9 protein-coding genes are annotated in these 12,169 nt (G+C 36.2%); 5 read left to right on the forward strand and 4 right to left on the reverse strand.

What is annotated here, in order from left to right:
• Window positions 1-179: 179 nt before the first annotated feature.
• From B3C18_RS13525 to B3C18_RS13535, 3 genes are read right to left on the reverse strand one after another with little or no spacing between them, the layout of a single operon-like run.
• A complete protein-coding gene (locus B3C18_RS13525) occupies window positions 180-1,544 on the reverse strand; it encodes an efflux transporter outer membrane subunit (RefSeq protein ID WP_291147623.1) in 1,365 nt (454 codons plus the stop codon).
• Window positions 1,541-4,687, reverse strand: coding sequence for an efflux RND transporter permease subunit (locus tag B3C18_RS13530; RefSeq protein WP_291147625.1), 3,147 nt, complete (start codon window positions 4,685-4,687; stop codon window positions 1,541-1,543). Before B3C18_RS13530 ends, B3C18_RS13525 begins: the two co-directional genes overlap by 4 nt.
• Window positions 4,688-4,690: 3 nt before the next feature.
• Window positions 4,691-5,845, reverse strand: coding sequence for an efflux RND transporter periplasmic adaptor subunit (locus B3C18_RS13535; RefSeq protein ID WP_291147627.1), 1,155 nt, complete (start codon window positions 5,843-5,845; stop codon window positions 4,691-4,693).
• A 281-nt stretch (window positions 5,846-6,126) separates the two neighbouring features.
• On the opposite strand from B3C18_RS13535, the gene B3C18_RS13540 reads away from it, so the two are divergent.
• The 3 genes from B3C18_RS13540 to B3C18_RS13550 all read left to right on the forward strand — a co-directional run bounded on the left by B3C18_RS13540 (window position 6,127) and on the right by B3C18_RS13550 (window position 9,085).
• A complete protein-coding gene (locus B3C18_RS13540; RefSeq protein WP_291147629.1) occupies window positions 6,127-7,485 on the forward strand; it encodes a rhodanese-related sulfurtransferase in 1,359 nt (452 codons plus the stop codon).
• A 128-nt stretch (window positions 7,486-7,613) separates the two neighbouring features.
• Entirely contained in the window at window positions 7,614-8,855 is a 1,242-nt protein-coding gene (locus tag B3C18_RS13545) for a peptidase U32 family protein (protein ID WP_291147631.1), read from the forward strand.
• Entirely contained in the window at window positions 8,855-9,085 is a 231-nt protein-coding gene (locus B3C18_RS13550) for a ferredoxin (protein WP_291147633.1), read from the forward strand. The genes B3C18_RS13545 and B3C18_RS13550 overlap by 1 nt, the downstream gene beginning before the upstream one ends.
• A 90-nt stretch (window positions 9,086-9,175) precedes the next feature.
• Here the strand turns inward: B3C18_RS13550 and B3C18_RS13555 are convergent, their stop codons facing one another.
• Entirely contained in the window at window positions 9,176-9,988 is an 813-nt protein-coding gene (locus B3C18_RS13555) for a hypothetical protein (RefSeq protein ID WP_291147636.1), read from the reverse strand.
• Window positions 9,989-10,326: 338 nt separating this feature from the next.
• On the opposite strand from B3C18_RS13555, the gene B3C18_RS13560 reads away from it, so the two are divergent.
• Both B3C18_RS13560 and B3C18_RS13565 read left to right on the forward strand, forming a co-directional pair.
• Window positions 10,327-11,700, forward strand: coding sequence for a PSP1 domain-containing protein (locus tag B3C18_RS13560; protein WP_291147638.1), 1,374 nt, complete (start codon window positions 10,327-10,329; stop codon window positions 11,698-11,700).
• Window positions 11,684-12,163: a gliding motility lipoprotein GldH gene (locus B3C18_RS13565; protein WP_053473118.1), complete on the forward strand. Its 480-nt coding sequence runs from the start codon at window positions 11,684-11,686 to the stop codon at window positions 12,161-12,163. Before B3C18_RS13560 ends, B3C18_RS13565 begins: the two co-directional genes overlap by 17 nt.
• Window positions 12,164-12,169 lie beyond the last annotated feature (6 nt).

A 12,169-nucleotide genomic window follows, 5' to 3' on the forward strand; every position in this document is an offset into this window, starting at 1 on the left:
ACGTTCCTACGGAACGTAAATATGGGAGATCGCCATTTTTTTCTACCGATGAAACATTGCTACGGAATGATAACTGGATATAAAAAGAAAAAAACTTAGAATCTTAGCGTCTCAGAATCTTAGCAGCTTAAAAAAACCTTTGAACCTTTGTCTCTCTGTACCTTTGTCCCTCAAAAAAACTAATTCCATCCTCCACCAAGTGCTTTATACAACTGAACCATAGAACTCAATTGTTTTTGAGTTAATTGCGAAAGGCTTAATTGCGCTTCAAACAAAGATCTTTGAGCATCCAGAACTTCCAGGTATGAAACATAACCATTATAATATCTTGCGTTTGAGAGATCGTAGTTTTTTTGTGCGGCAACGACTTGTCTATTTCTGGCTGTCCATTCTTCTTTGAACATCGCCACATTTTGAAGAGAGTTTTCTACTTCAGAAATAGCGGTTAAATATGTTTTTTGAAAATTGAATTTTACTTCTTCCGCAATTTGTCGGTTCACATCAACGCGGCGTTTGTTTTTTCCGAAGTTGAAAATCGGACCTGTAACACCAGCACCAACATTCTGCATATACGAACCATCGTTAAATAAATCTCCAACCATAATACTGGTAAAACCGGCAACGGCAGCAATATTAAACGACGGATAACGCAATGCCTGCGCAACACCAATTCTCTCATAAGCGGCTTTGTATAAATATTCCTGACGTTTTACATCGGGTCTGTTTTCTAATAAAGCAGATGGAACTGAAGTTGGAAAAGTTGTTAAAATCAACAATTCACTATTCGTTTTCCCACGCTGAATGGGCTGTGGCACTTGTCCAACCAAAATAGAAATTGAATTCTCCAGAGCCGTAATCTGTCTTTTGATTAACGGAATATTCGCTTCGGCAATCGCAACTTGTTGTTCAATTTGCACTTTGTCTAATTCGGCAACGTAACCGCTTATAAAACGTTCGTTAATAATGTCGTATGCCTTTTGTCTGGTTTCTAAAGTATGAATGGTAATTTCCAATTGATTATCAAAATCACGCAATTCAAAATAAGAAATGGCAATAGTGCTGACAATGTTTGAAAGAATTACTTTTCGGGCTTCATCGGTCGCTAAAAGTTCATTTTGCAAAGCTTTATTCTGATGGCGGTATTTTCCCCAGAAATCCAATTCCCAGGACATATTGGCCAATGCAGAAGAAGGCTGCATAAAAGTTTCGGCACTATTTACCTGACCGGAATATTGAAAAGCAGGAAATAAATCGGCTTTTGCAATTCCGAGATTGGCCTTTGCCTGCTCTAAACGTGCCAAAGCAATTTTAAGATCATAATTGTTTTGAATTCCTTTTTCAATCAGGCCAATTAAGACATCATCGTTAAATATCGATGACCATTTTATGGTGGTAACAGATTTTGTTGTGTCTCTGGATTGATCGCCAAAACGGAAAGTATCTGCCTGAGGTTGTTCGGGTTTGACATATTTTGGTCCAACCATGCATCCGTAAGGAAAAACAACCATCAAAAATAACGCTGAAAGTATTTTTAGATTTTTCATTTTTCTTCCTCTTTAGGTTCATCGATTTCCTCCGGTTTTTTCTTTCCGAATGTTTCAATAAATACAAATAACACCGGAATCAGACAAACGCCTAAAACGGTGGCGACCAACATTCCGCTAAAAACTGTCATTCCCATTACTTTTCTGGCTTGCGCTCCGGCTCCGCTTGCGGTTAACAACGGAACAACTCCCAAGATAAAAGCAAAGGCCGTCATTAAAATTGGTCGGAAACGTAATTTGGCGGCGTACAATGCAGCTTCTTTAACCGGCATTCCTTTTTCATATTCTTCTTTGGCAAATTCTACAATCAGAATGGCATTTTTAGCCGCCAGACCAATCAGCATTACGAGTCCAATTTGCGCAAAAACGTTATTGACATAATCGGGACTTAATAATCGGCAGAGATATAAACCGAGGAAAGCGCCAAAAACGGCAAAAGGTGTTCCGAGTAAAACGCTGAAAGGTAATTTCCAGCTTTCGTATTGTGCGGCGAGAATTAAAAACACGAAAAACAACGCCATGATAAAAACGGTATTTCCTTTTCCTTCGGCTTGTTTTTCCTGATAACTCATATTCGCCCATTCGTAGCCCATTCCGGCAGGAAGAACTTTTGCAGCGGTTTCTTGCAATGCTTTCATGGCTTCCGCCGAAGTAAATCCGGGAGAGGGCGTTCCTCCAATTTCTGCGGCACGATACAAGTTAAAACGCGTTGTAAATTCGGGCCCGCTTTCTTTTCGAATGGTCGCAATACTCGTAATCGGAATCATTTTGTTATCCCGACTTCGAACGAAAATCTTATTAATGTCTTCGGGATTTACGGTAAAACTTGGATCTGCCTGAAGTAAAACAATATATTGTCGCCCGAATTTATTGAATTCGTTTATGTATTGTCCTCCCAAACTGGCACCAATGGCAAGATTAACATCGGATAAAGAAAGATTCAGTTCCGATACTTTTTCCCGATCAATGTCCAGACTAATCTGCGGAACATTTGGATTGAAGGTCGTTCGAATCGTTCCAATTTCCGGTCGCTTTTTGGCTTCAGCCATAAACCTTTGAGCATTCTGGAAAAGATATTGCGGAGTATTTCCTTCTTTATCCTGAAGCATCATCGAGAATCCGGCGGCATTTCCAATTCCGGTAATCGGCGGAGGTCCAAAAGCAAAGACTGTCGCTTCGGGTATTCCGAAAACCACTTTTCCGTTGACTTCTTTCAGAATCTGGAAAACATCTTGTTCACGTTCTTTCCATTCTTTTAAGGCAACAAAGAAAAATCCGTTATTGGTGGCCACCGAGTTTTTGATCAAACTGAATCCAGCAACCGAAGTATAATATTGAACTCCTTGATTTTTAGATAAAATATGCTCGACTTTTTGAATGACTTTGCTGGTTCTTTCTAAAGATGAAGCACCTGGAAGTTCAATATTGACAAACATATAGCCCTGATCTTCTTCGGGTACAAATCCACCAGGAATTTTTCCTCCCAAAAGAATAATGGCTCCCACTACAATTCCGATAAAAATTAAACTTCGGGCTGTTTTCTTGATTAGAAATCCTGAGAAGCCAGTGTATTTATTAGTGAAATTTCCAAACTTGACATTAAACCATTTAAAGAATTTTCCAAGCAAGCCTTTTGCTTCCTGATTTGGTTTTAGTAAAAGCGAACATAAAGCCGGACTTAAAGTCAAAGCACTTAATGCAGAGAAAATCACAGAAATAGCAATTGTAATAGCAAATTGCTGATACAATCTTCCGGTAATTCCCGGAGTCAATGCAACTGGGATGAATACGGCAGTTAAAACAATTGCAATGGCAATTACTGGTCCCGAAACTTCACGCATTGCTTGGTTTGTAGCTTCTCGCGGAGACATTCCCTGTTCAATATGATGCATTACGGCTTCAACCACCACAATCGCATCATCTACGACAATTCCAATGGCGAGTACTAATCCTAAAAGAGAAAGTACATTTATCGAAAATCCGAGTAAAGGAAACAGCATAAATACCCCAATCAAGGAAACGGGAACGGTTAAAAGCGGAATTAAGGTCGCTCGCCAGTTTTGCAGAAATATAAATACTACCAGAATTACGAGAATAATGGCTTCAACTAAAGTATGCATGATTTCGTTAATTCCTTCAGAAATGGCTAAAGTCGTGTCTAATGAAACAGCATATTTTAAATCCTGAGGGAATCTTTTGCTGAGCTGTTCAATCGTGTTTTTTACATTTTCGGCAACTTCAAGAGCGTTTGAACCCGGCATTTGTTTGATTCCGATAGTTCCTGCGGGATTTCCGTTGAGTTTGGCAACCGATGCATAACTTTCGGTTCCGAGTGTTACGGTTCCAACATCTTTCAACCGAACCTGCTGATTGTTTATGTTTGATTTTAGAATGATGTTTTCGAAATCTTCGGGATTTACTAAACGATCTTTCAGCATTACGTTATACGTGAATTCATTGTTTTGAGTTGCCGGCGGCGCACCAAATTTTCCTCCAGGCGCAATGGCGTTTTGTTCCTGAATGGATCGTATAATATCGGGAACCGTTAAGTTGTATTTGGCCATTATATCGGGCTTGACCCAAATTCGCATCGCATAATTACTTCCTCCATAAAGGGTAACTTCTCCAACACCTTTAATACGGGCGAGCGCATCTACAAGATTGATGCTCGCATAATTGGTTAAAAAGTTATTGTCGAAAGTTTTATTGGGAGAATACAAAGACAAAATCAACATGGGCATTGATAATGACTTTTTGGTTGTAACTCCGGTTGTTTTTACGTCGTTTGGAAGTTTGTTAGTCGCTTCGGCAACTCTGTTTTGAGTTAACATTGTTGCATTATCCAAATCAGTTCCCATATCAAAAGTGATGGAAAGCGTCATACTTCCGTCTCCAGTGTTGGTCGATTGCATATAGAGCATGTTTTCAACACCATTTACTTTTTGTTCGATTGGAGTTGCAACGGCTTGTTCCACATTTAAGGCATTCGCTCCACGATAACTTGTAGAAACTTGTACCAAAGGCGGTGCAATTTCAGGATACTGCGCAATGGGAGTTGACAGAACCGAAAGTCCTCCAATAAGGACAATAAAAATAGATAGCACAATAGCAACGATTGGTCGTCTTACAAAGAAATTATCCATAATCTAATTGTTTAGAGATGATGCAATCTGCTTTTTATCTTTGTCGGCTACGTAGGGAACTGGAACGACTGTTGATCCAGGCTGAATAAACTGATTGCCAATAATGGCGACTTTTTCGTTGGGTTTTAAACCTTTAGTAATAATCCAATCGACTCCAATTTTTTGTCCAACTTCGACCATTCTGGTTTGAATAGTGTTTTTATCGTCAATAATAGAAACTTGAAAAAGCCCCTGAATTTCGGTTACGGCTTTTTGAGGAACTACAATCGCATCTTTTTGAGTTCGGAGTAAAACGCGGACTTTAGCAAATTGTCCGGATCGTAAAGTTCCATCGGGATTAGGAAATTGTGCTTCAATGGTTACAGTTCCGGTTGTGGGATCTATTTTGGTGTCGGAAAAATTGAGAGTTCCTTTGTATGGATGTGTACTTCCATCTGAAAGAATTAAAGCGAGATCGGTAATTCGTTCTCCATCTTTAACTTGCTTTTGATATTGCAGATAATTAGATTCACTGACAGTAAACTGAACTCTGACTTTTTCTAGTTTTGAAACCGTGTTTAATTTAGAGTCGTTTCCAATTTTGGTGATATAATCTCCCAATCTGGCATTCGAAAGACCAATAACGCCGTCGATTGGTGATAGGATGTTGCAGTAACTTCTTTCTATTTGCTGATTTCGTAAACTTGCCTGAATACTGTTTAAGTTAGATTTTGCGGCTTTGTCTTTGGCTACAGCCGCATCTAATTCTCTTTTACTCACAGCATTCATGTCTGCTAGCGGACGAATTCTTTTTAATTCTTCTTCGGCATTTACAACATTACTTTGTGCGGCAGCTACCTGACCACGGACTTGCTCTACTTTTGTATCGTATTCCAGCGGATCAATGGTGTATAATAATTGTCCTTTTTTAACACGCTGCCCTTCTTTGAAGTGAATTCCGGTCAGAATTCCGTCAACTCTGGCGATTAATTCAATGTCTAAATCTCCAAAAGTCTGTCCGGCAAAATCTTTGTAAATGGGAACATCTTCACTCTTGACCGTTACAAACGGAGCCTGCATGGGAGGCGGAGCTTTTGGTTGTTCTTTTTTACAAGAACTGAAGATTGCAAAAAATAGAAGAATTTGGAGGGTGGTTTTGGGTAGTTTTAAAGCATTCATAATCATAAATGTTAAAATTGTACCTTATAAATTTAGTAAATTTTTATAACGTATTGATAAACAGGGATTATTTTTTGCTAACGCAATGAAGTTGCAAAGTGAAACACACAAGGATTGCATCTAAAAAAGCAAAAATTAAATGAACTTATATCACTTATATGGTTTAAAACAGGGTTAGTTAATTGTTTTTTGAAATCGAAAAGAAAAACCTACCTTTGCGCCCGAATTCACTCAGAAAATAGAATTCGATTATATATTCTTAACTTAAAACTGTTTATAGCATGCAACTGTACAACACTTTGAGCGCAGAAGAAAGAGCAATCATGATCGATGATGCAGGTAAACAACGTCTTACGTTGTCTTTCTATGCGTATGCCAAAATTGAAGATCCCAAAAAATTTCGCGATGATTTATTCCTAGCCTGGAATAAGCTTGATGCTTTAGGCCGAATTTATGTTGCCAATGAAGGAATTAATGCTCAAATGAGTATTCCAGAAGAAAACTTGGAAGCTTTTAGAACCACTCTTGAAGTTTATGATTTTATGAAAGGCATTCGTTTGAATGAAGCTGTAGAAGATGATGACCATTCCTTTTTAAAATTAACTATTAAAGTGCGTCATAAAATCGTGGCCGACGGTTTGAACGACGACACTTTTGATGTAACTAATATTGGCGTTCACTTGAAAGCCAAAGAATTCAATGACATTCTTGATGATCCAAATACGATTGTGGTTGATTTTAGAAATCACTACGAAAGTGAAGTTGGGCATTTTAAAAATGCGATTACTCCAGATGTTGAAACGTTTAGAGAGAGTTTGCCAATAATTAATGATCAGCTTAAAGACCACAAAGAAGATAAAAATCTGGTAATGTATTGTACTGGAGGAATTCGTTGCGAGAAAGCTAGTGCTTATTTCAAACATCAGGGTTTTAAAAATGTGTTTCAGTTAGAAGGCGGAATCATTAATTATGCTAAACAAATTGAAGCGGAAGGTTTAGAAAGCAAATTCATTGGGAAAAACTTTGTATTTGATAATCGTCTTGGTGAAAGAATTACCGATGATATTATTTCACAATGCCACCAATGCGGAAAACCTTGCGATAATCACACAAACTGTGAAAATGACGGTTGTCATTTATTGTTTATTCAATGTGATGAATGTAAAGCCGCAATGGAAAACTGCTGTTCTACAGAATGTTTAGAGATTATTCATATGCCTTTGGTTGATCAGGTTCGTTTGAGAACTGGGAAACAAGTTGGAAACAAAGTGTTTAGAAAAGGAAAATCTGAAAATCTAAAATTCAAACATTCAGGAGAATTGCCAAATACTGCATTAGCAGAAGCTCAAAAACCAGTTGATATTCGTCAAAAAGTAAAAGTAAAAAAAGTACTTCTTGGAAAAGCAGAACATTATTATGTAAAAGCTCAAGTAGGACAGTTTACTATTGAAAACCAAGAGTTAAACAGCGGTGATAAAATTCTTATTTCTGGTCCAACAACCGGAGAACAAGAATTGATTTTAAATAAATTTATCGTTGATGGCGCAGAAACCCAATCTGCTAAAGTTGGTGATAAGGTTACTTTTGAGGTTCCTTTCAGAATTAGATTGTCTGATAAGATATATAAGATTTTAGACTAACAATATATAATTTAAGTCTGTAAAAATCAATTGTTTTTAACAGCAACTTAGTGCAAAACTTTAGCACGTTCAAATACCACATAAAGTTAATTTTAAAAGAAAAGTATAAGCTTTAAAATTAATTCACAATGACATTTCATAACAAAATTGAACTCATGGCTCCCGCAGGGAGCTTTGAGTCACTTCAGGCTGCACTAGATAATGGTGCAGATTCTATTTACTTTGGAGTAGAACAACTTAATATGCGCGCTAGATCAACGGTAAATTTTACCATTGATGATTTAAAAGAAATAGCCAATCGCTGCGAAGCTAAAAACGTTCGAAGCTATCTTACTTTAAACACGATTATTTACGATCACGATTTATCAGTTGTAAAAACATTATTGAACAAAGCCAAAGAAGCAAACATTACAGCAGTAATTGCATCTGATCAAGCCGTAATTGTGATGGCAAGATCAATAGGAATGGAAGTTCATATTTCAACTCAGCTGAATGTAACGAATATCGAAACCATAAAATTCTACAGTTTATTTGCTGACACTATGGTTTTAAGCCGAGAATTAAGCTTGCGTCAAGTAAAGAATATTACGGCTCAAATTGAAAAAGAGCAGATAAAAGGTCCAAACGGAAATTTAGTAGAAATTGAAATTTTTGGACATGGTGCTTTATGTATGGCAGTTTCGGGAAAATGTTATTTGAGTTTACATTCGCATAATTCATCGGCAAATCGGGGAGCATGCAAACAAAACTGCCGAAAAAAATATACCGTTATCGATCAGGAAACCGGTTTTGAAATCCAATTGGATAACGAATACATGATGTCGCCAAAAGATTTATGTACACTTGATTTCTTAGATCAGGTTATAGATTCGGGAATTCAGGTTTTAAAAATCGAAGGACGAGGCCGTGCGCCGGAATATGTGGCAACAGTGATCAAAACATATCGTGAAGCCATTGATGTGTATTACGAAGGTACTTTCACAAAAGAAAAAATTGCAGTTTGGATGCAGGCCTTAGAAACCGTTTACAATCGTGGATTCTGGTCAGGATATTATCTGGGACAGGAATTAGGCGAGTGGAGTGCTATTCCAGGATCTGCTGCAACACAGAAGAAAGTTTATGTTGGAAAAGGAACACATTATTTCCCGAAAGCCAATGTAGGTCAATTCAAAATTGAAGCTTACGATATTAAAATTGGAGATAAAATTTTGGTTACAGGGCCAAGTACAGGCGCTCAGGAAATGATTATCGACGAAATGTTTGTAAATGATCTTGAAGCCGAAAAAGCAACAAAAGGTGACGATTGTACTTTTAAACTTCCATTCAGAATCAGAATGTCGGACAAATTATATAAAATTGTTGAGGCATAATGGTTATCATTACATTACAAAGAGATAAATGCATTGGCTGTAATTACTGTGTTGAAATGGATCCGTTACATTTTCAAATGTCCAAGAAAGATGGAAAATCAGTTTTGATTCACTCGATAAATGCAAAAGGCTTTTTTACTTTAAAATCACCAAACCATGCAATTGTAGAAAGCTGTGAATTGGCTGCAAAGGCTTGTCCGGTTAAGATTATTACAGTTAAGGAGACTTAGAAAATAACATTTCATAAAAATAAAAACCCATATTTTGCTCTTTACAAATATGGGTTTTTTATTCTCTTTTTGATTGTTTGATCTACAAGATTATTCTATAGTTACAGAAGATTTAATCTGAATGTAATCGTGTTTGTTTTCGACCTCTTTGTCTAGAAAAATGATATAATTGCTAAAATAATTGGACAGATCCCGATCTTCAATTATTTGCTGCTTGGCATTATAAAATCGGGTTGAATGTATAAAGCTTTCTAAATCAAGTGTTTTTTTAGATTTGAATCTGGGCCTGGTTTGTTCGTCAAATTCTTCAAAGAAAAAAGTGCCATTTTTAGAAGTGCCGCTGTCTTTTAATAAATACCGTTTAGGGTTAACTGCTGGATAAGATTCATAAATGTATTTATTATCTAATTTAAAAAAGAGTGTATCTTTTCTTCTATTTTCAATAATTTTCGAATCTTTCTGTATAGGATAGTAAGAGATATATTCTAAACTTTTAACTTGTATTAGTTGATTGCAATCATCAAAAAAAATCACATATTTATCAGTTAAAGAATCTTTTAATTTCCATTTATCTACAATTTTATTAGAGTTTCCGTCATGATAAAATTTTCTGTTTTCAATATAATCTTTTATGGAGATTATATTTTTGGGTTTGATGTTTTTTGTTGAAACAGAATCACCGCTAAAAAAAGCATAGCCATCTGTATTGGTCTGTCTAAACTGCATTTTTTCGAAAGCCAGTTTCTTGGTATAATTTTCATTTGAAAGCTTTAATTCGAATGCAGGAGATATGGTGTAATATTTATCAACGCTAAAAAAGAGTGTGTCTTTTTTGCTGTCATTGACTTGGGCCGTCAAACTAATGAAAGAAAGCGCCACGATAAATGATAAATATGTTTTCATGTTTAAAGAATCAATGATTATCTTAAATATTGATTTGTATGATTTTTGTCTCAACCGTAATACAATTTTTACAAGTGTGCAAAGTTATTCCTAAATTTTTATTGAAGTAAGAATAACGTTTTAAAATTTACAAAATTGTAAGTTAAATATTTCAAAACAAAACAATCAAAGTACTATACGCAATTCAATTACAATATTTTTACTTAATAATCAGTTGTTTAGTCTTTTAACACCCCTTTAGAATTAATCTATAAATAGCCAAATAAAAAAAATACTATCTTTACCGATCAAACGTTTATGAACTTAAGCTGCGCTTTAGCGGCACTACATATATAATTATGGCATGTACAAGTTGTTCAACCTCAGATGGTGGCGCACCAAAAGGGTGTAAAAATAATGGGACTTGCGGCACCGATAGCTGCAATAAATTGACGGTTTTTGACTGGCTTTCTAACATGAGCCCGTCTAATGGAGAGGCAATTTTTGATTGTGTTGAGGTTCGTTTTAAAAACGGACGTAAGGAATTCTTTAGAAATTCAGAAAAATTAACTTTAAGTATTGGTGATATTGTAGCAACTGTTGCTTCACCAGGACACGATATTGGAATTGTGACTTTGACAGGCGAATTGGTTAAAATTCAAATGAAGAAAAAAGGAGTAAATCCAGATAGCAACGAAGTTCCTAAAATTTACAGAAAAGCATCTCAAAAAGATATTGACATTTGGTCTGTAGCGCGTGATCGTGAAGAACCAATGAAAGTTCGCGCCCGCGAATTGGCGATTCAGCATAAGTTGGAAATGAAAATATCTGATATTGAATTTCAGGGAGACGGATCAAAAGCTACGTTTTATTATACAGCAAATGACCGTGTCGATTTTAGACTTTTAATTAAAGATTTCGCAAAAGAATTCAGCACCAGAGTCGAGATGAAACAAGTAGGTTTCCGTCAGGAAGCAGCTCGTTTGGGTGGAATTGGTTCTTGCGGAAGAGAGCTTTGCTGTTCAACATGGCTTACCGATTTCAGAAGTGTCAATACATCTGCGGCTCGTTATCAGCAATTATCACTAAATCCGCAGAAATTAGCCGGACAATGTGGTAAACTAAAATGCTGTTTGAACTATGAGTTAGATACTTACATGGACGCATTGAAGGATTTTCCGGATTACGATACTAAATTAGTGACGGAAAAAGGAGATGCTGTCTGCCAAAAACAAGATATTTTTAAAGGATTAATGTGGTTTGCTTACACTAATAATTTCGCAAACTGGCACGTTTTAAAAATAGATCAGGTAAAAGAAATTATTGCCGAAAACAAACAAAAAAATAAAGTTTCTTCTTTAGAAGATTTTGCAATCGAAGTTACTTCAGAGCCTGAAAAAGACTTTAATAATGCAATGGGTCAGGAAAGTTTAACCCGTTTCGATCAGCCAAAAAGAAAGAAAAAACCAAATCGCAAACGCAAAAATGCTGAAAATGCAGTTGTTGCAGCACCTGAAAAACCAAAACAGGCAAGTAACAACAATAATAAACCTGCCGGAGGAAATCCAAATCCGAATCAACAGCAAAACAAACAAAACAACCCAAATAAACCAAATCATAAGAACAAGCCGAATCCGAATAAAAACAATTCGAACAAGCCAGCTTCAAATGAAAATAAACCAGCTGAACCTAGAAAACCTATAATTATCACAAAAAATGAGAATAAAAAATAGCGTGATTCTTCTTTTGGCGGCGGTACTTCTTTTTTCGTGCGATAAAAAAAGAGTATTCGACGAGTACAAATCTGTTGGAAGTGCCTGGCACAAAGACAGTATTGTAACCTTTGACCTGCCAGTTTTAGATTCTACCAAAAAGTACAATTTGTTTGTAAATTTGAGAGATAACAACAATTATCCTTTCAATAATTTATTTTTGATTGTGGCTATTGAAACGCCAAGCGGTTTCACAAAAGTGGATACTTTAGAATACCAAATGGCAAACCCAGACGGAACATTGATGGGAAATGGTTTTACTGATATAAAAGAAAGTAAGCTTTTTTACAAAGACAATGTAACGTTTAAAGGAAAATACAAAGTTCATATCAAACAAGCCGTTCGAGAATCAGGCAAAATTCCTGGTGTTGAGGCTTTAGAAGGTATTACAGACGTAGGTTTTAGAATAGAACAAAAAGATTAGAAAAAT

This window comes from Flavobacterium sp. UBA7680 (genome assembly GCF_002482975.1).
Lineage (GTDB): Bacteria > Bacteroidota > Bacteroidia > Flavobacteriales > Flavobacteriaceae > Flavobacterium.

What these genes read in the sequence shown, in the direction of transcription:
- B3C18_RS13525 (WP_291147623.1), bottom strand. Translation starts at nt 1,544, where the DNA reads ATGAAAAATCTAAAAATACTTTCAGCGTTATTTTTGATGGTTGTTTTT.
- B3C18_RS13530 (WP_291147625.1), bottom strand. Translation starts at nt 4,687, where the DNA reads ATGGATAATTTCTTTGTAAGACGACCAATCGTTGCTATTGTGCTATCT.
- B3C18_RS13535 (WP_291147627.1), bottom strand. Translation starts at nt 5,845, where the DNA reads ATGAATGCTTTAAAACTACCCAAAACCACCCTCCAAATTCTTCTATTT.
- B3C18_RS13540 (WP_291147629.1), top strand. Translation starts at nt 6,127, where the DNA reads ATGCAACTGTACAACACTTTGAGCGCAGAAGAAAGAGCAATCATGATC.
- B3C18_RS13545 (WP_291147631.1), top strand. Translation starts at nt 7,614, where the DNA reads ATGACATTTCATAACAAAATTGAACTCATGGCTCCCGCAGGGAGCTTT.
- B3C18_RS13550 (WP_291147633.1), top strand. Translation starts at nt 8,855, where the DNA reads ATGGTTATCATTACATTACAAAGAGATAAATGCATTGGCTGTAATTAC.
- B3C18_RS13555 (WP_291147636.1), bottom strand. Translation starts at nt 9,988, where the DNA reads ATGAAAACATATTTATCATTTATCGTGGCGCTTTCTTTCATTAGTTTG.
- B3C18_RS13560 (WP_291147638.1), top strand. Translation starts at nt 10,327, where the DNA reads ATGGCATGTACAAGTTGTTCAACCTCAGATGGTGGCGCACCAAAAGGG.
- B3C18_RS13565 (WP_053473118.1), top strand. Translation starts at nt 11,684, where the DNA reads ATGAGAATAAAAAATAGCGTGATTCTTCTTTTGGCGGCGGTACTTCTT.